This is a genomic window from Lysobacter sp. CFH 32150 (genome assembly GCF_022758295.1).
Classification (GTDB): Bacteria; Pseudomonadota; Gammaproteobacteria; order Xanthomonadales; family Xanthomonadaceae; genus CFH-32150.
In genome coordinates, this window is record NZ_JALDWJ010000003.1 from 168,952 (window position 1) to 190,164 (window position 21,213).

Genomic DNA, 21,213 nt, shown 5'->3' on the forward strand with positions numbered 1-21,213 from the left:
CCCACCCTACGCTCAACGATAGCGATTGATCTCGTCGCGCAGCGCCTTCGCGGCATCGCGCGCGGCGTCGGCGAAACCGTCGCCGGATGAGGCATACAGGATCGCGCGCGAGGAGCTGACGATCAGTCCGGTGCCATCGGCGGTCTTCGCATTCGTCACCACCGCCTCGACATCGCCGCCCTGCGCGCCGACGCCCGGCACCAGGAACGGCACGTCGCCGACGATCGCACGCACTTCGCGCAACTGCTCGGGCCAGGTTGCACCGACCACCAGCGCACAATTGCCGTTGCCGTTCCACTCGCGCGCGACTTTTTCGGCGACGTGCTGGTATAGCGGTCTAGAAGCCGGCGGGCGGCCATCGCGGCCGTGATCCGACACACAGAGGTCCTGCAGGTCGCCAGCGCCTGGGTTCGACGTGCGGCACAGGATCACTACGCCGCGTTCGGCGCGATCGAGGAAGGGCTGCACGGAGTCGCGGCCGAGATAGGGGTTCGCCGTCACCGCATCGGCGCCGTAACGATCGAAGGCTTCGGTGGCGTAGTGCTGGGCCGTGCTGCCGATGTCGCCGCGCTTGCTGTCGAGGATCACCGGGACGCCGGGATGCATCGCGTGGATGTGCGCGATGAGGCGTTGCAGTGCGTCCTCGGCGCCGAGCGCGGCGAAGTGTGCGATCTGCGGCTTGAAGCTGCAGGCGTATTCGGCGGTGGCGTCGACGATGGCGCGGCTGAAGTTGAAGACCGCATCGGGGTCGTTGGCGAACTTCCCCGGGAACTTCGCCGGCTCCGGATCGAGCCCGACGCAGACCAGCGAGTTGGCCAGTTCCCAGCGCGTGCGCAGTGCCTGCATGAAGCCCATCGTCATCCTCTCCAAGCCCGACCTGTGGGAGCGACGTGAGTCGCGATGCATTTCCGCAGGTCAATCGCGACTTACGTCGCTCCCACAGGAATACAAGAACATACGATTACTTCAGCGCCTTGAACCGCAACCGGTGCGGCTGCGCGCCTTCTTCACCCATGCGCCGCTTCTTGTCTTCCTCGTACTCGCGGTAGTTGCCCTGGAAGAACTCCACGTGCGAATCGCCTTCGAAAGCGAGGATGTGCGTGGCGATGCGATCGAGGAACCAGCGATCGTGCGAGATCACGAACACGTTGCCCGGGAATTCCAGGATCGCGTCTTCGAGCGCGCGCAGCGTTTCGATGTCGAGGTCGTTGGATGGTTCGTCGAGCAGCAGCACGTTGCCGCCCTGCAGCAGCGTCTTCGCCAGGTGCAGGCGACCGCGTTCACCGCCCGAGAGCGTACCGACCAGCTTCTGCTGGTCCTGGCCCTTGAAGTTGAAGCGGCCGATGTAGGCGCGCGACTGGATCTCGATGCCGTTGATGTTGAGGATGTCGGCGCCGCCGGACACTTCCTGGAAGACGTTGTGGTTGCCCTCGAGTTTCTCGCGGCTCTGGTCGACGTAGGCCAGCTTGACCGTCGGCCCCATCGTGATCGAACCCTTGTCCGGCTTTTCCTGCCCGGTGATCATCTTGAACAGCGTCGACTTGCCGGCGCCGTTGGGGCCGATGATGCCGACGATCGCGCCCGAGGGCACGATCAGGCTGAGGTCGTCGATCAGCAGGCGGTCGCCGAAGCTCTTTGACACGCCCTTGAACTCGACCACCGACTGGCCGAGGCGTTCGCCCGGCGGAATGAAGATTTCGTTGGTCTCGTTGCGCTTCTGGTAATCGACCGCCTGCAGTTCCTCAATCCGCGCCAGGCGTGCCTTGCCCTTGCTGCGGCCGCCCTTGGCGTTGCTGCGTGCCCACTCGAGTTCGCGCTGGATCGCCTTCTGCCGCGCCTTCTCCGAGGACTCCTCCTGCTTCAGCCGCGCATCTTTCTGCGTCAGCCAGTCGGTGTAGTTGCCCTTCCACGGAATGCCGCGGCCGCGGTCGAGCTCCAGGATCCACTCGGCGGCGTTGTCGAGGAAGTAGCGATCGTGGGTCACCGCCACCACGGTGCCGCTGTAGCGCGCGAGGAACTGCTCCAGCCACTCGACCGATTCGGCATCGAGGTGGTTGGTCGGTTCGTCGAGCAGCAGCATGTCGGGCTTCTGCAGCAGCAGCTGGCACAAGGCGACGCGGCGCTTCTCGCCGCCGGACAACTTGCCGATCACCGCGTCCCAGGGCGGCAGGCGCAGCGCGTCGGCGGCGACTTCCAGCTGGTGCTCGAGGGTATGCGCGTCGCCGCTGGCGAGGATCGCTTCCAGCCGTTGCTGCTCGGCGGCGAGCTTGTCGAAGTCGGCGCCTTCCTCGGCATAGGCTTCGTACACGCGGTCGAGCGCAGCCTGCGCGCGGAGCACTTCGCCAACACCCACCTCGACCGCTTCGCGGACGGTGTGCTCGGGGTTGAGCTGCGGTTCCTGCGCCAGGTAGCCGACCTTGATGCCGGGCTGGGCCCGCGCTTCGCCGTTGAAGTCGGTATCGACGCCGGCCATGATCCTCAGCACCGTCGACTTGCCCGCGCCGTTGAGGCCGAGCAGGCCGATCTTGGCGCCGGGGAAGAACGACAGCGAGATGTCCTTGATGATCTGACGCTTCGGCGGCACGGTCTTGCTGACGCCGTTCATGGTGTAGATGTATTGCGACGACATGGGAGCTCCGCAGGGGGACGGCGGCGCCTGCATCGCGGGCGCCGTGAAGGAATTTCGGGATGGCGCCGATTATCCCGGAACGGGCTGGGTCGTGCCAGCTTTGGTGCCACCTCGATGGCCGTAAATCCGCGCTACAGCTACAATTTGCGCTTCCCCGACCCCCTCTGGAGCGCCGATGTTCCCCCGTGATGCCCGCATCGAAGGCTTTGACCCCGAACTCGCCCAGGCCATCGCCAACGAGAACCGCCGCCAGGAAGACCACGTCGAGCTCATCGCGTCCGAGAACTACGCCAGCCCGCGGGTGATGGAGGCGCAGGGCAGCCAGCTCACCAACAAGTACGCCGAGGGCTATCCGGGCAAGCGTTATTACGGTGGCTGCGAATACGTCGATGTCGCCGAACAGCTGGCGATCGACCGTGTAAAAAAACTCTTCGGCGCCGATTACGCCAACGTGCAGCCGCATTCGGGTTCGCAGGCCAACCAGGCGGTGTACCTCGCGCTGCTGCAGCCGGGCGACACCATCCTCGGCATGTCGCTGGCCCACGGCGGTCACCTGACCCACGGCGCCAAGGTCAACATCAGCGGCAAGTTGTTCAACGCCGTGCAGTACGGCGTCAACGACCAGGGCCTGATCGATTACGACGAAGTCGAGCGCCTAGCGCTGGAACACAAGCCGAAGATGGTCGTCGCCGGGTTCTCCGCGTACTCGCAGGTCATCGACTGGGCGCGCTTCCGCGCCATCGCCGACAAGGTGAATGCATACCTGTTCGTCGACATGGCCCACGTCGCCGGGCTGATCGCCGCCGGCGTCTATCCGAATCCGGTGCCGCACGCGCACATCGTCACCTCGACCACGCACAAGACCCTGCGCGGTCCGCGCGGCGGCATCATCGTCGCCAAGGCTGACGCCGAGATCGAGAAGAAGCTGCAGTCGATCGTGTTCCCGGGCATCCAGGGCGGGCCGCTGATGCACGTGATCGCGGCCAAGGCGGTTGCCTTCAAGGAAGCGCTGGAACCGGAGTTCACTGCCTACCAGCAGCAGGTCGTGAAGAATGCGCAGGCGATGGCGAAGACCATGATCGCGCGCGGCTACAAGATCGTCTCTGGCGGCACCGAGAACCACCTGATGCTGGTCGACATGATCGGCAAGCCGATCACCGGAAAGGTCGCCGAAGAGGCATTGGGCAAGGCCCACATCACCGTCAACAAGAACGCGGTGCCAAACGATCCGCAGAAGCCGTTCGTGACTTCGGGTCTGCGCATCGGCACGCCGGCGGTCACCACGCGCGGTTACAAGGAACCGGATTGCGTCGCGCTGGCGAACTGGATCTGCGACGTGCTCGACAACCCGAACGACGACAAGGTCATCGCCGGGGTGCGCGAGAACGTGACGCTGCAGTGCCGACAATTCCCGGTATACGGATAAGTCATTGCATTGCCCCTTCTGCCAGCACGAAGACACCCGCGTGATCGACTCGCGCGTGTCCGACGACGGGGCGACGATCCGTCGCCGCCGTGAGTGCGAGGCCTGCGGGGAACGCTTCAGCACGCTGGAAACCATCGAGCTGAAGCTGCCGTTGATCATCAAGGGCGATGGGCGTCGCGAGCAGTTCGACGCGCGCAAGTTGCGCCTGAGCCTCGACCGGGCGCTGCACAAGCGCCCGGTGTCTGAGGAGCAGGTCGAGGCGGCAGTGCGCGCGGTGGTGCACCAGTTGCGCATGACCGCCGAACGCGAACTGCCTTCCCGCCGCGTCGGCGATTTCGTCATCGCCGAACTGCGCAAGCTCGACCATGTCGGTTATGTGCGGTTCGCCTCGGTCTATCGCTCGTTCGAGGATGTCGCCGATTTCCGCGAGGAACTCGACCGGCTCGAACGCGATATCCCCGGCGACGGGCAGCTTCCGCTGCTGGGCGACGTGGTCATGCTCGACAAAGGCGGCATCGACAAGCACGCCGACAAGCACAAGAAGAAGTGATGCCTGGTTTGCCGATATGACGTTTTCCGCCACCGACCACGCGATGATGGCGCGCGCGCTGCGCCTGGCCGAGCGAGGTGCCTACACCACCAAGCCGAACCCGATGGTCGGTTGCGTCATCGCGCACGGCGACGAGATCGTCGGCGAGGGCTGGCACCAACGCAAAGGCGGGCCACACGCGGAGGTGTATGCACTGCAGGCCGCGGGCGAGCGCGCCAAGGGTGCGACTGCCTACGTGACGCTGGAACCATGCGCCCACACCGGCAATACCGGCCCTTGCGCCGATGCCCTGGTCGCCGCCGGCGTCGCCCGCGTGGTCGGTGCGATGCGCGATCCATTCCCGAAAGTGGACGGTGTCGGTTTCGAAAAGCTGCAAGCCGCGGGCATCGCGGTGGAAACGGGGTTGATGGAAGCCCAGGCGCGCGCGCTCAACCGCGGCTTCCTGTCGCGGATCGAACGCGGCCGGCCTTGGCTGCGCGTGAAGCTGGCAACCAGCCTCGATGGACGCAGCGCGCTCGCGTCGGGCGATTCGAAATGGATCAGCGGCGAGCCCGCGCGCATGGACGTGCAGCATTGGCGCGCGCGCTCAGGCGCGATCCTCACCGGTGCCGGCACCGTGCTGATCGACGATCCGGAACTGACCGTACGCCTCGGCGATGCCACCGAATTCGTCGCGCCTTTACGGGTGGTGCTCGATCCCGGCCTCGCCACGGTCGCACGCGGCCGCGTCCGCGAAGGCGATGCGCCGACGTTGTATCTGCATGCGTCCGACGCGAAGCCACCACGGGATTTCAAGGCGCAGCACGCGGCGGCACCGGTGTTCGAAGGTCGGTTCGATCTCGACGCGGTACTGAAACTGCTGGCCGAGCGCGGCATCAACGAAGTGCAGGTCGAAGCGGGTGCCACGCTCGCTGGCGCATTCCTGTCGGCGGGCCTGGTTGACGAGCTGCTGCTGTACGTCGCGCCGGTGTTGCTCGGCGACCGTGCGCGACCGCTGTTCGATGGTTTGCTGATCGACGCGATGTCCGATCGCCTGCACATGCGCATCGTCGAGACGCGCCGCATCGGCGAGGACGTGCGCGTGTTGCTGCAACCGGATGCGTCCCGGGCCACGAAGTGAACACCTCGTTCGCCGGCGCGGCTTTCAAGGATCATTTCTCTGCAGTCGCTGCCGATTACGCCAGCGCGCGGCCGGAATATCCCGAAGCGTTGTTTGCCTGGATCGGATCGCTGACGCCCGCAAGTGGCCGCGTATGGGAGGCGGGTTGCGGCAGTGGCCAGGCCAGCCGCGGGCTCGCCCGACATTTCGACACGGTGTTCGCCACCGATCCGAGTGCCGCGCAGATCGCGCAGGCCAGCGGACCGGCAAACGTCACGTTCGCGGCCGAACCCGGCGAGCGCTGCAGCCTGCCCGATGCCAGCGTCGATGCCGTGTGCGTGGCGCAGGCCCTGCATTGGTTCGATCGCGCCGCATTCTTCGCCGAGTGCGCGCGCGTGCTCAGGCCCGGCGGCGTGCTGGTCGCATGGGGGTACCAGGACATCGAAGTACCGCCGTCGCTGGTCGCGGCGAATGCCGCGTTGCAGGAGGAAATCCGCGTCTACTGGCCGCCAGAACGCGCGCTGGTGGATTCGGCGTATGCCGGGTTCGCGTGGCCGTTCGCGAAGGTCGAGGTGCCAGCGTTCGCGATGACTGCGGAATGGGCGCTGCCACGCCTGCTCGGCTATTTCTCCAGCTACTCGGCGACCAAGCAGTATCGCGAGGCCACTGGCACCGATCCGGTGGCGCAGCATGCGCCAGCATTGGCTGCGGCATGGGGCGATCCCGAATCGACGCAAACGTTGTGTTGGCCATTGTTCGTGCACGCGCGGCGCAAGGGTGAGCGGGCGCGTACAGCCGATGCCCTATCGGCATCGGCTGCGGCCGTGAACGCCCGGCCAGGGATGGCCGGGCAGGGCGATCCGAAGCGAGATAGTGCCGCCATGGATGGCTGCGAGGACATGGGGAAAAACTGAAGTGTTCACTGGTCTCATCGAAGGCGTCGGCGCGCTCGCTGCACGCGACATGCGCGGCGGCGATGCACGCCTGCGCATCGACGTCGGCACGCTGGCCGTCGCCGACGTGCAACTCGGCGAAAGCATCGCGGTCAACGGCGTGTGCCTGACCGTAGTTGCGTTCGACGCAACCAGCTTCGAGGCCGATGCCTCGAACGAGACTCTGGCGCTGACGACGCTCGGCGAATTGCCGATCGGTCGCGCCCTGAACCTGGAACGCGCCATGCGCCCGACCGACCGCCTCGGCGGCCACATGGTCAGCGGCCACGTCGATGGCGTTGGCCGTGTGCTGCAGGTGCGGGATGACGCCCGCGCGCAGCGTTGGCAATTCACCGTTCCGCCTGCACTGCTGCGCTATATCGCGCAGAAGGGCTCGATCTGCGTCGACGGCGTCAGCCTCACCGTCAACGCGGTCGACCCCCAGGGCTTCGAAGTCGCGCTGGTGCCGCACACGGTGGCGCACACCGCGTTCGCGCAGACGGCAGTCGGCGACGCGGTCAATCTGGAAGTCGACCTGGTCGCGCGCTATGTCGAGCGACTGCTAACCGCACGAGACAACGCATGAGTTTTGCACCGATCCCGGAACTGCTGGACGAACTGCGCGCCGGGCGCATGGTCGTGATCGTCGACGACGAGGACCGCGAGAACGAAGGCGACCTGATCATGGCCGCCGAACTGGTGCGGCCGGCCGACATCAACTTCATGGTTACGCATGCGCGCGGCCTGGTCTGCCTGTCGTTGACGCGCGAGCGTTGCAAGCAACTCGGACTGCCGCCGATGGTGCGCGACAACACTTCGCCGCACGGCACCAACTTCACCGTCAGCATCGAAGCCGCCGAAGGCGTCACCACCGGCATCTCCGCTTACGATCGCGCACACACCATCCGCACCGCGGTGCGGCCCGACGCGCATCCGAACGATCTGTCGCAGCCGGGGCATATCTTCCCGCTGATGGCGCAGCCGGGCGGGGTGCTCAATCGCGCCGGTCACACCGAAGCGGCGAGCGATCTTGCACTGCTCGCCGGATTCGAGCCGGCGGGCGTGCTGGTCGAAATCCTGAACCCGGACGGTTCGATGGCGCGGCGCCCGGAACTGGAAGTGTTTGCGCGCGAGCACGGCTTGAAGATGGGTTCGATCGAGGACCTGATCCGCTATCGGCTTGCCACCGAGCACACCATCGAGCGCGTCGACAGTCGCGATATCGACACCGAGCACGGGCCGTTCCGCCTGGTCACCTATCGCGACCGCGTCAGCCGCGCGCTGCATTTTGCGCTGCTGCGTGGCGAAGCCGAAGCCGCCACGCCAACGCTGGTGCGCGTGCACATGCAAAACCCGCTGGCCGATGCGCTGCACTGGCGTCGTGCGGACTTCGGGCCTGCGGTCGGCGATGTCCTCGCTGCCATCGTGCGCGAAGGCAGGGGTGCGCTGGTATTGCTTGGCGAGGCGCAGGACGCCGACGCGCTGCTGGGACGCATCCGCGAGCAGCCTGAACCCATCACACGTGGCGGCGCGCTGGTCGAATGGCGTCGCAACGGCGCCGGCAGCCAGATCCTGGCCGATCTCGGCCTCGGCAAGCTGCGCGTACTGGGCACCCCGCGCAAACAGATCGGCCTGGCCGGCTTCGGGCTGGAAGTCGTCGAGTACGTGGAATTGCCGCATTCCTGACATCCGCGGCCAGCCTGTGCTGGCAGGCGTTAAACTGGCCCACCTTTTTGAAAGCCTGCCCATGCCCCGTTACGAAGGCGATCTGCGTGCCGCCGAAGGCGCCCGCTTCGCGATCCTCGCCAGCCGCTGGAACCCGCGCGTCACCGATGCGCTGGTCGCCGGCGCGCGCAAGGCGTTCATCGACAACGGCGTGGCCGAAGCCGCGGTCGACGTGATCCGCGTGCCGGGCGCGTGGGAGTTGCCGCTGGCCGCGGCGCGACTCGGTGCGGCGGGATCGCACGTCGCCATCGTTGCGCTCGGCTGCGTGGTGCGTGGCGATACGCGTCATTACGAACACGTCGCCGATCGTTGCGCCGAAGGATTGATGCGCGTGGCGCTCGACTATCGCCTGCCGGTGCTCAACGGCGTGCTCGCAGCAGAGCGGTTTGAAGACGCCGAAGCACGCGCGGGCGGCACGCATGGCAACAAGGGCGAGGAAGCCGCACTCGCGGCAATCGAAATGGCGAACTTGTTGGAGAAACTGCCCTTGAGGACCCAGCCGTGAAGCACCGCAAGGACGGCATCGACCCCGTGGCGCGTTCGCGCGCACGTCGCCGCGCATTGCAGGCGATCTACGCCTGGCAGCTGTCGGGGGGCACGGCCCAGCAGATCATCGCGCAGTTCGCGCACGAGCAGGCGCACGAAGTCGCCGATCTCGAGTACTTCGATGACCTGGTCCGTGGCGTGATGAAGCACACCGACGAACTCGATCACGCGCTCGCGGAATTCGTGGACCGTGACGTGGACCAGATCGACCCGATCGAGCGCGCCGCATTGCGCATTGCTGCCTACGAACTGCGCCATCGTCTGGATGTACCGTACCGGGTGGTGATCAACGAAGCGATCGACACCACCAAACGCTTCGGCTCCGAGCACGGGCACACCTACGTCAACGGCGTGCTCGACCATGCCGCCGCCGCCTGGCGTGCGCCGGAATTCGGCGCCACGCGCGACAAGTAACTTTTTCTCCCTCCCTTTCGCGAAGGGGAGGGTTGGGGAGGGGTGCTCTTGCGGGAATTCGATCTCATCGCGCGCATCCGAGCGCGCTCCAAGTCTCGCGATGATGTCGTGCTCGGTATCGGTGACGATGCCGCGCTGTTGCGGGTACCCGCGGACAAGTTGCTGGTCGTGGCGACGGACACGCTCAACGCCGGCGTGCATTTTCCGGATGAGGCCATGCCCGCCGACATCGGCTGGAAAGCGCTGGCCGTGAACCTGTCCGACCTCGCCGCGATGGGTGCGCAACCGGCGTGGTGCACGTTGTCATTGTCTTTGCCGGACAGCGATGCCGCGTGGATCGATGCTTTCCTCGACGGATTCCTTGCGCTGGCCGATACGTTCGATGTTGCCCTGGTCGGCGGCGACACCACCCGCGGGCCGTTGTCGGTCTGCGTCACGGTGCATGGATTTGTCGACGAGACGCGCGTGTTGCGTCGCGATGCCGCGCGCATTGGCGACGAGATCTGGGTGACCGGTACGTTGGGCGATGCCGCTGGTGCGCTGGCGCAGTGGCAGGCGCAGCAACCAATCGACCCGATGTTGCGTGCGCGACTCGATCGGCCGGCGCCACGCATCGCAGCCGGCCTGGCATTTGCCGGCATCGCGCATGCAGGCATCGATCTCTCCGATGGTTTGCTTGCCGACCTCGGCCATGTCTGTAGCGCGAGTGAAGTCGCTGCCGAGGTGGAGGTCGATGCGCTACCAGCATCGCCGGCATTGCAGGCCGCGTTCGATAGCGCTGCGCGCCGCGCACTCCAAACGAGCGGCGGCGACGATTACGAGCTGTGCTTCACCGCTGCTGCGGATCAACACGAAGGTGTCGTTCGCGTGGCACAAGAAACTGGCATCGCTGTTACCCGTATCGGCCGCGTCGTCGCGGGATCAGGCGTGCATGCCGTGTTGGCGGATGGCACCGAATGGATACCGCCGCGCGCGGGTTACGTCCACTTCGCGTAGCGCATTACTGCATTGCTGCTTCCAGCAACGGCGCCACCGCCTCGGCCTTGAGCACGAAGCGTTTGCCGTCGCCGGCGAGTTGCGGTTGCTGCTCGAGCGGTGCATCGGGTTTGATCAATGCATTCGGCGGCAACAGCGGGAAATCGATGGTGACGTCGCGTGCCTGTGCTTCGCTACCGGTGATGGCGCGAAACAGCTGTGCGGCCATGATCAAGGTTGCCGGCAGGCTCGGATGCACCTTGTCGGGGAAGGTGGTGTCCTGCGAGTGCTTCGCTGCGTAGGCGCGCAATGTGCTGCCAGCGGGCACGACTTCGGCGGATGCACGCGATGCCAGCTGTTTGATGGCGCGATCGAGCTTGAGTTGCCAGGCCTCGTCGGGACCCCATGTTGCGAGCAATAGCGTGCGCGCACCGCCGGCCTTGGCGAGTTCTGCGAACTGCTTGTGTGCGCGTTCGGCGGCGCGGCACTCGCCTTGCTGGCGTTGCTCGGCATCGACCATGCAGGCCAGGAGGCCGCCGCGTTCTTGGAGCACGAGCGCGTCCCATTTACCTTCGCGCAAGGCAGCGGCGGCATGGCCATCCTTCCAGCGTTCCGCGACGGTGCCACCCGGTGCGACGAAGGTCGCGGTGGTGATGCGCATGGACGTGGGCTGCGCGATGGCGAGCGCGCGCAATGTTGCAGGCAGGTTGTTGACGTAGGTGAGGCTGTTGCCGACGAACAGCACGCGCAATTCTTGCGGTACACCGGTGGCCTGTTCGCTGGCCGCCGCTGGAGCCGCATGCCAGAACAGCAACGCAGCGATCAGTAGCAGAGGTGCACGCATGGAAACCTCGAATGCAAAGCTTGCGTCATGGCAACAGTTTGCCCGGGTTGAGGATGCCGTCCGGATCGAACACCGCTTTTACTTGTCGCATCAGCGCCAATGTCGGCGCGTCGATCGCCTGCGGCATGAATTCGCGTTTCATCATGCCGATACCGTGCTCGCCGGACAGGGTTCCACCGAGCGACAGCGTCAGTGCGAACACCCGCGCCAGTGCGGCCTGCGCGCGTTCGCCCTGGCCAGCATCGGCCGGGTCGTAGAGGATATTGACGTGCAGGTTGCCGTTGCCGGCATGGCCGAAAGTCACGATCGGCAGCAGGAATTCACTCGCAAGCGCTTGCACGCCGCCGACCAGCGCGGGGATGCGCGATACGGGCACCACCACATCTTCGTTGATCTTGCCCGGGGCCAACGTGCGCAGCGCCGGCGACAGCGCCTTGCGCGCAGCCCAGAGTCGGGTGCGGCTGGTTTCGTCCGCGGCATCGTCGAGCGAGACCAGGCCTTCGCCTTCGGCGGCACGCGCGAGCGCTTCGATCGCGTGCGGCAAGGTTTCGGCATCGCCATCGGCTTCGATCATCAGCAACGCGCCGGCCTCCAGCGGCAGATCGGCGCCGCCCACGTCGCGTGCGAGCTTCACGCACTCGCCATCCATGAACTCCAGCATCGACGGCGTCACCGGCTGTGCCATCAAGCGCGCGACTGCAGCCGCGGCAGACGCGACGTCGTGGTACAGCACGCGCAGCACGCGCCGGTGCGGCGGCAACGGGACGAGTTTCAGCGTCGCCTCGACGATCAGCGCGAGCGTGCCTTCGCTGCCAACCAACAGGCGTTGCAGGTCGTAGCCGGTAGCGCCTTTGGTCGTCGCGCTGCCGCAGTGAACCAACTCGCCGGTGCCGGTCACTGCACTCAATGCCAGCACGTTGTCGCGGCTGGCGCCGTACTTCACCGCGCGCGGACCACCGGCATTGCACGCGAGATTGCCGCCCACGGTCGAGTAATCGGCGCTGGTCGGATCCGGCGGCCAGAACAACGCATCCGGCGCCAGCGCACGCTGCAAGTCGCCGTTCAACACCCCAGGCTCGACGATCGCACAGCGATCGCCAGGACGGATGTCGAGGATGCGGTTCATGCGCTCGAACGACACCACCACGCCACCTGCGACCGGTACCGCGGCGCCGGTGGTGTTGGTGCCGCGGCCGCGCGCGATCACCGGCACGCGTTGCGCACGACAGAGGCGGACCAGGGCGACGACCTGCTCGCGGGTGGTCGGCAGCGCCACGGCATCCGGCACGGCCAGCCTGCGCGAATTGTCATAGCCGTAGGTCAGGCGTTCGTCGGGGTCGGTGCGCCAACCGTCGCCGAGCAGGGCGGCGAGTTCGTTCGATAGCGATGCCGGCAGTGCGTTCACGCGAGATCGTCGGCGCGGAATGCGTCGCGTAACCAGTTGAGCTGCGGTGCGGCGGGATCGCCGCTGGCTTCGACCACGTCGAAACGACAAGGCGCATGGGCGAGTTCGCGATGCGCGGCGAGGAACGATTGCGCGGCATGGATCAGCTTGCGGCGCTTGCCGGCATCGATCGAGGCAGCACCACCGCCGAAGCCGCCGTGGCTGCGATAACGCACTTCGATGAAAACGACGCAATCGCCATCGCGCCCGCCGTCGTCCAGCATGATCAGATCGAGTTCGCCGCCGCGGTAGTTGGCATTCGCGGCGATCCTGCGTAGTCCCGCGCGCTGCAGATACGCATGCGCAGCGGCTTCGACCGCGGCGCCGCGCGCCTTCCGGTCCAGCGATTTAACGACGGTTGCCATCCGCCAGCGGCAACGGGTTGCCGCCACTGAAGGTCGACCAGGTCGGCGTGCGTTGCACGTTGCCGAAACCGTCGACACGCAGGGTGCCCGTGGCGCCTTGCACTTCGCCGCCGGCGCTGAGCGCGAGGTGTTCGAGATAGGCGGTGAGTAACCATGCGTCGTAACCGAAGGCGAATAACCGTGCCGCCGGGCCGCGCGCGGTCTTCAGCCGTGATCCGACGCTGGCCGCCGACGGCAGCGCCGCAATGCCGCGTGCGCTCCAGGTGTCGGTGGGATAGGCGATGCCGTCGAGGACGAGATCGTCGACGGGCTTGCCGGTGCCGGACACGATTTGCGACGTGGCTACGCGCAACTTGCCGCCGAGCCCGGCCGCGGCCAGCTGCGGCGCCAGCGCGCGCGCCTGCGCACCCTTCACCGCGAAGAACACGGCGTCGACGCCGCCGTCCTTCTGCGCAGCAGCTTGCAGGCGTGCGTTGAGGTCGCCGACGACTTCGGCAACATCGAGGCTGTCGACCACGTTGCCACCGCGCTCGCTGAAGCGCTGGCGGAATGTTGCAACCGCACGACGCATACCGTCGTCGCTGCTGCCGATGATCAGCACGCGGCGTGCGTTGCGTTCGATCAGGTATTCGGCGGCAGCGAGTCCCTCGTCTTCCGGCGACAGCGAGAAACTTGCGCTGCCGGCCGGCGTGGCGACGTTGCCGCGATTCAACGCCAGCATCGGCACGCCAAGGTTGGCTTCGCGGAATACCGCACTGACTTCGTCACGGCCGAGCGGCCCAAGCACGAAATCATTCCCTTCGGCCGCAGCCTTGCCATAGGCAGCTACGGCGCCGGCAGCGGTGCCGGTCGTGTCGTAGAAAGTGATGTCGGGGCGACGACGGGTTTCACCGTAATACCCGGTGAGCAGGCCGTCGCGTACCGGCGCGGCCGCGGCGGCGAGGCTGCCGGACAATGGCAGCAACACCGCCAGCTTCATCGGCGGACGGTAACCATCGCGCTCGGCAGGCGGGCGATTGCCCGCGTTGAACTGCCATGCGCCGCGATCGAATGGACGCGGCAGTGGCAGACCGCGATTGAGCAACGCGCGGCCTGCGAAGTTGTAGAGAGGATCCTCGGGCGGCAAAGCGGCGGCGTTGCTGGCCAGGGTGGCGTCGTCGAGTCCGGCGAGCAGACGTTCGATCTGACGCGCATTGTCGGCTTTGGCCTGGCCGCTGAGCGTGGCGTCGTTGCGGGCGAGGTCACGGGCGCTGGCGAAGGCTGGGTCCAGCGTTTTCGCAGCCGCGCCCGGGCCTTCGCTGACGCGCACCGTGGCGCAACCAGCAAACAACAGCGTTGCCGCGACAAGCGCGGCCGAAAGCCCCTTCAATGCGATCCGCGATGCGGACAAATCCATGGCAGCCTCGTCGGCATTCCAGTCAGACCGGCTAGGATTCTACCCGTGACCGTGATGGATGGATGATGCAGACCGCCGCAACCCCTGCTGGAACCTTGTTCGTGGTCGCCACGCCGATCGGCAATCTCGGCGATCTGTCGCCGCGCGCGCTCGACACGCTGAAGGCGGTGGCCGCGATCTGCGCCGAGGACACGCGCCACACCCGCCAGTTGCTGGCGCATTACGGTGTGGAGAAACCTCTGGTGGCGCTGCATGAACACAACGAGGAGCAATTGGCGGCGAAGATCGTCGCGCGGCTGTTGGCCGGCGAATCGCTGGCACTCGTCTCCGATGCCGGTACGCCACTGATCAGCGACCCGGGCTTCCGCCTGGTGCGCGCTGCGCGCGCTGCGGGCGTACGAGTGTCGCCGGTGCCGGGTGCATGCGCCTTCGTTGCCGCACTCAGCGCGGCTGGATTGCCAAGCGACCGTTTCGTCTTCGAAGGTTTCCTGCCGGCGAAGGCGAGCGGGCGGCGCGAACGATTGGCGCGACTGGTTGCCGAAACGCGCACGCTCGTGTTCTACGAATCCGCGCATCGCATCGAGGAAGCGCTCGCTGACCTCGCCACCGCATTCGGCGATGAACGCCCGGCGGTGCTCGCGCGCGAGCTGACCAAGCTGTTCGAAACCGTGCTCGACGGTACGCTCGCCGAATTGCGCGCGAAGGTTGCCACCGATGCCAACCAGCGAAAGGGCGAATTCGTCTTGTTGGTGCACGGCGCTGGCGAGGATGCCGACGCCCAGATCGCCGAAGGTCGACGGCTGTACGCGAAATTGTCCGAACATCTGCCGCCTTCGACGGCCGCCAAACTCGCTGCGGAGCTCAGCGGTGCGCCGCGCAAGGCGCTGTACGGCCAGTAAGCATTGCGTGATACGGTCCGCGCGCAGATCTGCGCGATGTTCGGAACCCAAGGAACGGACCACATGATTGCAAAGATCATTTTTGGCATGGTTTTGGCTGTAGTGTTACCGCTCGCAGGCCAGGCAAGAGCGGCCGAAGCGGCTGCTACGGAGCCGGAGGTCGAAACGTATGCCCGCATCGACAATGTGCCGCTGACAGCGCGCATCTTCCGGCCGACTGAACAATCGAATGCGCCACGTGCGGCGATCGTGCTGTTCCATGGTGGCGGCTGGAACAAGGGCGATGCCAGCTGGATGGATGGGGTCGCGCAGCGCCTGGCGACTGCCGGCCTGGTAGCGATTTCTGTCGATTACCGCTTGTCCGATCAGAAAACGACGACGCCTTTCGATGCGGTCTCCGATGCGCGCGCCGCGATGCGATGGGTGCGGAGCAACGCCACACGATTGGGTATCGACCCCAAACGAATCGCCTCGGGAGGCACCTCCGCAGGCGCGCATCTCGCTGTTGCAACGGCGATTTTCGATGATCCTTGGGGCGATGCCGTCTCCGCACGTCCTGACGCCTTGGTACTACGGTCGGCGGCGGTATCGACCGCAGACTCGACATGGTTCCGGAAGCTCACCGGCGGCACCGCGCAAGCCGCGTCGCTCTCGCCGGACCTGCATGTTCGGCCGGGAATGCCACCTGCCATCGTCCTGCAGGGTGCAGAGGACAATGTCACCCCGGCAGCAGGGGTACAACGCTTCTGCGATCGCATGCGGCAGTCCGGCAATCGCTGCGATCTGCAGCTTTACCCGGGCGTGGGCCATCTGTTCACGCGGAATCTCCAGCAGCAGGAGATTCCAGATTACGACGCCATCGACCGGGACATTGCAGCGGACGCCAATGCCAGGACTGTCGCCTTCCTGCGCGATATCGGCTTCGCTCAGCCTTGATCTTCGGCCGCGTGCGACAATGCCCGCGGCGGAGCCGGCCAGACAGCCGCGTCATCCGCATCCATTTCGGTGGAGGCGGGTGCCGAGGAAAGTCCGGGCTCCACAGGGCACGGTGCCAGGTAACGCCTGGGCGGCGCGAGCCGACGGAAAGTGCAACAGAGAGATACCGCCGAACGGCGTCGCAAGACGCGCGTGGTAAGGGTGAAATGGTGCGGTAAGAGCGCACCGCGAGTCCGGCAACGGACCGGCACGGCAAACCCCACCGGGAGCAAGGCCAAATAGGGACCCCATGACGCGGCCCGCGTCGGGTCCGGGTAGGCTGCTTGAGCGTAGCGGTGACGCTGCGCCTAGAGGAATGGCTGTCCACGACAGAACCCGGCTTACAGGCCGGCTCCGCCACCTGCCCCAAGCAGGCGAAGCGTGTTTGGGGCAGGTGGCGACGCCTTCGCGCTGCGCGCGAACCCAAGATGCTGTGCATCTTGGGTCCCGGCTAGTACTTCCAAATCCCTGCCGCTGTCGCGGCACCCCCTTTTACTAAAAGGGGGCTATTCACGATCGATTGATGTAGCGGGTGGAATCTCTTCATTTCGTCAGGCCGATCTGTTGCATGAAGGCGTGGTTGTCCCAGAACAACCATTCCTCCTGCATCACGCCGTTTTCCCAGCGGCCGATGGTGACCATATCGAGTTTGAAGGGCTTGTTGGTCGGCGGGATCGTCTTGCCGTCCGGTGTCGGCATCGGCTGACTGAAGGTGCCTTCCATCACGCCGGTGACGGCAGTCCAGTTGCCTTGCGCGATCTTGATCGGGTGCGTCTTGATCTTCGTATCGGGGGCGAATACGAACTGTTTCTTGAGATCCTCGATGTGCGGCTCGATGCCGGTCGTGGTGCGGCCGTCGGGCCAGTGCACGACGATGTTCGCGGCGTGGCTCTTCGACAATTCATCCCACTTCTGGTTGCTGTAGACGTTGAAGTCGAGATCGTCGAAGTTCGCCAGGTTTTGTTCGATCTTTGCTTGCTCGGCCTTGATCTCGGCGAGTTCGCTGGCGGCGGCGGTGTCGGCGGACAGTGCGGCTGGCGCGGGCGCGGTCCGATCGCAACCGATTCCGCACAGGGCGACCAGCACCAGGGCAACGGTGCGTTGGTGGAGGGAAGAGAGCATTGCGGTCTCCGAGGGGGTTGGGTCGAGGCGAGGCTAAGCCTGTAACTGTTACGGACTCGTCTCGCCCTACTGCTGCATCGCAACAAGGAGAGGGCCGAAATACCACGCTCCGTCCCAGGTCGATCAGCAGCCGGGCAAAAATCTCAAAATTTGAGACTAAACAGCAGCTAGTGGATAACTCTTGAACCAGTCTCTCAAGTTTGTCGCAAGCCATTGATGCCAAAAGCGAAATTCCCCAGCAAAGTTGTTGACAACCCTGTGCACCACTCCTAAGGTGGCGGCATGTGGGAAAACCGGGAGATTTGTGGTTTTCCTGAGCTGAGAAGCCCGCGGCAGACGGGCACCCACCAGGCAGGGCCATGTTCCAGGGCGAGACCGCCATCACGATCGACGACAAGGGCCGGCTGGCGATCCCGACCAGTTACCGGGACCTGGTCGCGCGCGAGTGCGGCAATCGCCTGGTGATCACCTACAACCCGTTCGAGTCCGGCTGCCTCTATCTCTACCCGCAGCCGGTGTGGGAACGCGTGCGCGACCAGATCAACGCATTGCCGCGCACCAAGAGCGTCAGCCGCAACCTGCAGTTGAAGCTGGTCGGTGCGGCGAGTTTCGTCGAGCCCGATGGCAGTGGCCGCATCAGCGTGCCGGCGAGCCACCGCAACGCGGTCGGCATCGAGAAAAAAGCGGTGCTGCTGGGCATGGGCGACAAGTTCGAGTTGTGGAGCGAGCAGGCGCATCACGCGCAGATCCGGCAGACGTTGACCGATGCCGATCTGGGCGACGACCTGCTCGACCTGCAGCTGTGAGCCGCGGTGGCGCGGGCGCCCGGCCCGGCCACCTTCCGGTTCTGTACGCACAGGTCATGGACGGGCTGGCGGTGAAGGCGGAGGGAACCTATCTGGACGGCACGTTCGGGCGCGGCGGCCATGCGCGCGGAGTGCTCTCGAAGCTCGGGCCCGGAGGGCGGTTGCTGCTGATGGACAAGGATCCCGAGGCGATCGCGGTGGCTGAACGCGAGTTCGGCACGGATCCGCGCGTCTCGATCCGGCGCGGCAGCTTCGCCGACCTCGCGCACTGGGATGCCGTATCCGGCGGCCTCGATGGCGTGCTGCTCGACCTCGGGGTGTCCTCGCCGCAACTCGACGTCGCCGAGCGCGGCTTCAGTTTCGGCAAGGACGGCCCGCTCGACATGCGCATGGATCCCGACAGCGGCGAAAGCGCGGCGCAGTGGTTGGCGCGTGCCAGCGAGAAGGAAATCGCCGACGTGTTATTCACCTATGGCGAGGAGCGCATGTCGCGGCGCATCGCGCGCGCCATCGTCGCCCGTCGTGGCGAACAACCGCTCACGCGCACCGCGCAGCTGGCGGAGTTGATCGCATCGGTCATGCCGCGCGGCGACAGCAAGATTCATCCGGCGACGCGTTCATTCCAGGGCATCCGCATCTTCATCAACCGCGAGCTGGCCGATCTCGAAGCCGGCCTCGATGCCGCCTACGCATGGCTGAAGCCGGGCGGTCGCCTTGCGGTGATCAGCTTCCATTCGCTGGAAGACCGCATCGTCAAGCAGTTCATCGCCCGCCACGCCAAGGCGCCGCCGACGCATCGCCGCATGCCGGTGGTGCAGCCGTTCACGCCGACGCTGAGGGCGATCGGCGATGCGCAGAAAGCCGATTCCACCGAGCTCGCGATGAATCCACGCGCGCGCAGTGCGGTCCTGCGTGTCGCCGAAAAACTCGCGGAGGCAGCATGAGCCTGCGCCTCATTCTCGCCGTGCTGATCGCCGCCAACGTCGCTTCCGCGATCGGCGTGGTCTATGCGCGCCACCAGCATCGCCTGCAGTTCGTGGCGCTGGACAAGCTGACGAAAGCGCGCGATGAGCTCAATATCGAATTCGGCCGGCTGCAGCTGGAACAGGCGACCTGGGCCGAAAGCAACCGCATCGACCAGGTCGCGCGTAATCGCCTGCACATGGTGTTCCCGCAGACGGACGAAATCGTGGTGATCAGGCCATGAAGCAGCCGCCCATGAGCAGCAAGAAGGCGCCACCGAAGTCGAACAAGCCGCGCAACCGCGCGCAGTTCAACCTGCGCGGACGGCTGGCGATGGTCGCCGGAACGCTCGGGCTGTGCTCGCTGGCGCTGCTCGGCCGCGCGGTCGATCTGCAGGTGGTCGACAACGATTTCTACCAGAAGCAGGGCGATGCGCGTTTCCTGCGCGAGATCCCGATCCCGACTTCGCGCGGCATGATCACCGACCGCAACGGCGAGCCGCTGGCGGTGTCGTCGCCGGTGGAAACGATCTGGGGCAATCCGCAGGAACTGCTCAAGCAGCCACAGCGCTTGCCAGAACTGGCGAAAGCGCTCGGCATCCCCGTCGAGCACCTGACACGCAAGCTCAGCCAGCGCGCCGACAAGGAATTCGTCTATCTCAAGCGCCGGATCAACCCGGACGCCGCGCGCAAGATCCTCGCGCATGAGATCCCTGGCGTGTTCTCGCAGCGCGAGTTCCGCCGCTTCTACCCGCAAGGCGAAGCGGTCGCGCACGTGCTTGGTTTCACCAACATCGACGACCGCGGTCAGGAAGGCCTGGAACTCGCGTTCGACGACTGGCTGCGCGGCAAGGCCGGCGCCAAGAAGGTGATCCGTGACCGCCGCGGCCGCGTCGTCGAGAACGTCGACCTGGTACGCGCGGCCGAACCCGGCCATGACCTGACGTTGTCGATCGATCGCCGCATCCAGTTCCTCGCTTACCGCGAGCTCAAGGGCGCGCTGCTCGAACACGGCGCCGGCAGCGGTTCGGCGGTGGTGCTCGACGTCGCCACCGGCGAAGTGCTGGCGATGGCGAACCTGCCTTCGTACAACCCGAACGCGGTCGATGCCGGGCAACGCGATGCGCACCGCAATCGCGCCGTGACCGATCTGCTCGAGCCCGGTTCGACCATGAAGCCGATCACGGTCGCCGCCGCGCTGGAAGCTGGCGTGATCACACCGCAGACCCGGTTCGACACCAATCCCGGCTGGATGCCGAACGGTCGTTTTCGCACTACCGACACCCACAACTACGGCGTGCTCACCACGGTTGGCGTGATCACCAAGAGTTCCAACGTGGGCGCGTCCAAGATCGCATTGCGTTTGTCGAATCGGCAGTTCTACGACTATGTGCGCAAGCTCGGTTACGGCCGCAGCACGGGCAGTGGTTTCCCGGGCGAAGCCGCGGGTTTGTTCCCATCACCCGACCGTTGGAGCGGTACCTCCAAGCAGACGATGTCCTACGGCTACGGCCTCAATGCGACGCCGTTGCAGATCGCGGCCGCCTACGCCGCGCTCGGTAATGGCGGCAAGCTGATCGCGCCGACGTTCGTGAAAGGACAGCGCAACGAAGCGCGGCAGGCGATGGATCCCGGCGTCGCCCGCGAAGTCGTGCGGATGATGGAAACCGTGACCTTGCCCGGCGGTACGGCGCCGCACGCGCACGTGCTCGGCTATCGGGTCGCCGGCAAGACCGGCACCGCGCGCAAGGCCAGCGGGGGCGGCTATTCGCGCCGCTATGTCTCGTATTTCGCTGGGCTGGTGCCGGCCAGCAATCCGCGCTTCTCGATGGTGGTGGTGATCAACGATCCGGATGTGAGCAAGGGCTGGACCTATGGCGGCGGTGGTCGCGTTTCGGCACCGGTGTTCCACAACGTCATGGACGGCGCGCTACGCCTGATGGACGTGGCGCCGGACGACCTCGACGCCTGGCTCGCCGCGCAAGCCGCGGCCGAAGCCAAGCGCAATGCGCGAATGCCACTGGCCAGTGATGTTCCGATCGCCGCTGCACCGACGGCTGCATCCGCCGCGCCGCTGTTGCCAGCGCAAAGGGCTTCGCAATGA

Annotated in this window: 21 protein-coding genes, 1 other RNA gene and 1 pseudogene; 16 read left to right on the forward strand and 7 right to left on the reverse strand. The window is 65.9% G+C overall.

Going from position 1 to position 21,213, the window contains the following annotated elements; translation table 11 throughout:
• Positions 1-12: 12 nt before the first annotated feature.
• Complete coding sequence (pyrF, locus tag MO486_RS07025; RefSeq protein WP_242905986.1) at positions 13-855, reverse strand: orotidine-5'-phosphate decarboxylase; 843 nt, start codon at positions 853-855, stop codon at positions 13-15.
• A 106-nt stretch (positions 856-961) separates the two neighbouring features.
• Positions 962-2,629 carry an energy-dependent translational throttle protein EttA gene (ettA, locus tag MO486_RS07030; protein WP_242905583.1) on the reverse strand — a complete coding sequence of 556 codons (1,668 nt, stop codon included), beginning with the start codon at positions 2,627-2,629 and terminating at the stop codon, positions 962-964.
• Positions 2,630-2,804: 175 nt separating this feature from the next.
• Here ettA and glyA point away from each other — a divergent pair, with 175 nt between their 5' ends.
• From glyA to thiL, 9 genes are all read left to right on the forward strand, one after another.
• A complete protein-coding gene (glyA, locus tag MO486_RS07035) occupies positions 2,805-4,055 on the forward strand; it encodes a serine hydroxymethyltransferase (protein ID WP_242905584.1) in 1,251 nt (416 codons plus the stop codon).
• 4 nt (positions 4,056-4,059) lie between these two features.
• Entirely contained in the window at positions 4,060-4,605 is a 546-nt protein-coding gene (gene nrdR, locus MO486_RS07040; RefSeq protein WP_242905585.1) for a transcriptional regulator NrdR, read from the forward strand.
• A 16-nt stretch (positions 4,606-4,621) separates the two neighbouring features.
• The gene (ribD, locus tag MO486_RS07045) at positions 4,622-5,725 is read left to right on the forward strand and encodes a bifunctional diaminohydroxyphosphoribosylaminopyrimidine deaminase/5-amino-6-(5-phosphoribosylamino)uracil reductase RibD (protein ID WP_242905586.1); all 1,104 of its coding nucleotides are present in this window, start codon (positions 4,622-4,624) and stop codon (positions 5,723-5,725) included.
• Positions 5,722-6,618 (forward strand): class I SAM-dependent methyltransferase, encoded by an 897-nt coding sequence (locus tag MO486_RS07050; RefSeq protein WP_242905587.1) that lies wholly within the window; start codon positions 5,722-5,724, stop codon positions 6,616-6,618. Before ribD ends, MO486_RS07050 begins: the two co-directional genes overlap by 4 nt.
• Before the next feature lies 1 nt (position 6,619).
• The gene (locus MO486_RS07055) at positions 6,620-7,222 is read left to right on the forward strand and encodes a riboflavin synthase (RefSeq protein WP_242905588.1); all 603 of its coding nucleotides are present in this window, start codon (positions 6,620-6,622) and stop codon (positions 7,220-7,222) included.
• On the forward strand, positions 7,219-8,322 hold the full coding sequence (ribB, locus tag MO486_RS07060; protein WP_242905589.1) for a 3,4-dihydroxy-2-butanone-4-phosphate synthase: 1,104 nt from the start codon (positions 7,219-7,221) through the stop codon (positions 8,320-8,322). The genes MO486_RS07055 and ribB overlap by 4 nt, the downstream gene beginning before the upstream one ends.
• A 61-nt stretch (positions 8,323-8,383) precedes the next feature.
• The gene (gene ribH, locus MO486_RS07065) at positions 8,384-8,866 is read left to right on the forward strand and encodes a 6,7-dimethyl-8-ribityllumazine synthase (RefSeq protein ID WP_242905590.1); all 483 of its coding nucleotides are present in this window, start codon (positions 8,384-8,386) and stop codon (positions 8,864-8,866) included.
• Positions 8,863-9,321 (forward strand): transcription antitermination factor NusB, encoded by a 459-nt coding sequence (nusB, locus tag MO486_RS07070; protein ID WP_242905592.1) that lies wholly within the window; start codon positions 8,863-8,865, stop codon positions 9,319-9,321. The genes ribH and nusB overlap by 4 nt, the downstream gene beginning before the upstream one ends.
• A 48-nt stretch (positions 9,322-9,369) precedes the next feature.
• Positions 9,370-10,317: a thiamine-phosphate kinase gene (gene thiL / locus MO486_RS07075; protein WP_242905594.1), complete on the forward strand. Its 948-nt coding sequence runs from the start codon at positions 9,370-9,372 to the stop codon at positions 10,315-10,317.
• 4 nt (positions 10,318-10,321) lie between these two features.
• Here thiL and MO486_RS07080 read toward each other — a convergent pair whose 3' ends face one another.
• From MO486_RS07080 to MO486_RS07095, 4 genes and pseudogenes are all read right to left on the reverse strand, one after another.
• Positions 10,322-11,140, reverse strand: a complete 819-nt coding sequence (locus MO486_RS07080; protein WP_242905596.1) for an SGNH/GDSL hydrolase family protein — start codon at positions 11,138-11,140, stop codon at positions 10,322-10,324.
• Positions 11,141-11,165: 25 nt separating this feature from the next.
• A complete protein-coding gene (locus MO486_RS07085; RefSeq protein WP_242905598.1) occupies positions 11,166-12,545 on the reverse strand; it encodes an FAD-linked oxidase C-terminal domain-containing protein in 1,380 nt (459 codons plus the stop codon).
• Entirely contained in the window at positions 12,542-12,949 is a 408-nt protein-coding gene (locus tag MO486_RS07090) for a YraN family protein (RefSeq protein WP_242905599.1), read from the reverse strand. The genes MO486_RS07085 and MO486_RS07090 overlap by 4 nt, the downstream gene beginning before the upstream one ends.
• Positions 12,933-14,207, reverse strand: a pseudogene (locus MO486_RS07095) (penicillin-binding protein activator); the annotation flags it as partial. The pseudogene MO486_RS07095 and the gene MO486_RS07090, both read right to left, overlap by 17 nt.
• A gap of 203 nt (positions 14,208-14,410) precedes the next feature.
• Here MO486_RS07095 and rsmI point away from each other — a divergent pair.
• From rsmI to rnpB, 3 genes are all read left to right on the forward strand, one after another.
• On the forward strand, positions 14,411-15,244 hold the full coding sequence (rsmI, locus tag MO486_RS07100; RefSeq protein WP_242905600.1) for a 16S rRNA (cytidine(1402)-2'-O)-methyltransferase: 834 nt from the start codon (positions 14,411-14,413) through the stop codon (positions 15,242-15,244).
• 36 nt (positions 15,245-15,280) lie between these two features.
• Entirely contained in the window at positions 15,281-16,180 is a 900-nt protein-coding gene (locus MO486_RS07105) for an alpha/beta hydrolase (RefSeq protein ID WP_242905601.1), read from the forward strand.
• A 30-nt stretch (positions 16,181-16,210) separates the two neighbouring features.
• Positions 16,211-16,579, forward strand: an RNA gene (gene rnpB / locus MO486_RS07110) — RNase P RNA component class A.
• Positions 16,580-16,762: 183 nt separating this feature from the next.
• Here rnpB and MO486_RS07115 read toward each other — a convergent pair.
• Complete coding sequence (locus MO486_RS07115; protein ID WP_242905602.1) at positions 16,763-17,341, reverse strand: ester cyclase; 579 nt, start codon at positions 17,339-17,341, stop codon at positions 16,763-16,765.
• A 359-nt stretch (positions 17,342-17,700) separates the two neighbouring features.
• Between MO486_RS07115 and mraZ the strand changes: the two genes are divergently transcribed.
• Genes mraZ through MO486_RS07135 form a run of 4 tightly spaced genes read left to right on the forward strand, consistent with a single transcriptional unit; the run spans position 17,701 to position 21,213 of the window.
• Positions 17,701-18,147: a division/cell wall cluster transcriptional repressor MraZ gene (gene mraZ / locus MO486_RS07120; protein WP_242905603.1), complete on the forward strand. Its 447-nt coding sequence runs from the start codon at positions 17,701-17,703 to the stop codon at positions 18,145-18,147.
• Positions 18,144-19,091, forward strand: coding sequence for a 16S rRNA (cytosine(1402)-N(4))-methyltransferase RsmH (gene rsmH / locus MO486_RS07125; RefSeq protein ID WP_345779200.1), 948 nt, complete (start codon positions 18,144-18,146; stop codon positions 19,089-19,091). Before mraZ ends, rsmH begins: the two co-directional genes overlap by 4 nt.
• On the forward strand, positions 19,088-19,354 hold the full coding sequence (ftsL, locus tag MO486_RS07130) for a cell division protein FtsL (protein WP_242905606.1): 267 nt from the start codon (positions 19,088-19,090) through the stop codon (positions 19,352-19,354). The genes rsmH and ftsL overlap by 4 nt, the downstream gene beginning before the upstream one ends.
• Before the next feature lie 11 nt (positions 19,355-19,365).
• Positions 19,366-21,213 carry a penicillin-binding transpeptidase domain-containing protein gene (locus MO486_RS07135; RefSeq protein ID WP_242905607.1) on the forward strand — a complete coding sequence of 616 codons (1,848 nt, stop codon included), beginning with the start codon at positions 19,366-19,368 and terminating at the stop codon, positions 21,211-21,213.

What these genes read in the sequence shown, in the direction of transcription:
- pyrF (WP_242905986.1), bottom strand. Translation starts at nt 855, where the DNA reads ATGGGCTTCATGCAGGCACTGCGCACGCGCTGGGAACTGGCCAACTCG.
- ettA (WP_242905583.1), bottom strand. Translation starts at nt 2,629, where the DNA reads ATGTCGTCGCAATACATCTACACCATGAACGGCGTCAGCAAGACCGTG.
- glyA (WP_242905584.1), top strand. Translation starts at nt 2,805, where the DNA reads ATGTTCCCCCGTGATGCCCGCATCGAAGGCTTTGACCCCGAACTCGCC.
- ribD (WP_242905586.1), top strand. Translation starts at nt 4,622, where the DNA reads ATGACGTTTTCCGCCACCGACCACGCGATGATGGCGCGCGCGCTGCGC.
- ribB (WP_242905589.1), top strand. Translation starts at nt 7,219, where the DNA reads ATGAGTTTTGCACCGATCCCGGAACTGCTGGACGAACTGCGCGCCGGG.
- ribH (WP_242905590.1), top strand. Translation starts at nt 8,384, where the DNA reads ATGCCCCGTTACGAAGGCGATCTGCGTGCCGCCGAAGGCGCCCGCTTC.
- MO486_RS07080 (WP_242905596.1), bottom strand. Translation starts at nt 11,140, where the DNA reads ATGCGTGCACCTCTGCTACTGATCGCTGCGTTGCTGTTCTGGCATGCG.
- MO486_RS07090 (WP_242905599.1), bottom strand. Translation starts at nt 12,949, where the DNA reads ATGGCAACCGTCGTTAAATCGCTGGACCGGAAGGCGCGCGGCGCCGCG.
- rsmI (WP_242905600.1), top strand. Translation starts at nt 14,411, where the DNA reads ATGCAGACCGCCGCAACCCCTGCTGGAACCTTGTTCGTGGTCGCCACG.
- MO486_RS07105 (WP_242905601.1), top strand. Translation starts at nt 15,281, where the DNA reads ATGTTCGGAACCCAAGGAACGGACCACATGATTGCAAAGATCATTTTT.
- MO486_RS07115 (WP_242905602.1), bottom strand. Translation starts at nt 17,341, where the DNA reads ATGCTCTCTTCCCTCCACCAACGCACCGTTGCCCTGGTGCTGGTCGCC.
- mraZ (WP_242905603.1), top strand. Translation starts at nt 17,701, where the DNA reads ATGTTCCAGGGCGAGACCGCCATCACGATCGACGACAAGGGCCGGCTG.
- ftsL (WP_242905606.1), top strand. Translation starts at nt 19,088, where the DNA reads ATGAGCCTGCGCCTCATTCTCGCCGTGCTGATCGCCGCCAACGTCGCT.
- MO486_RS07135 (WP_242905607.1), top strand. Translation starts at nt 19,366, where the DNA reads ATGAGCAGCAAGAAGGCGCCACCGAAGTCGAACAAGCCGCGCAACCGC.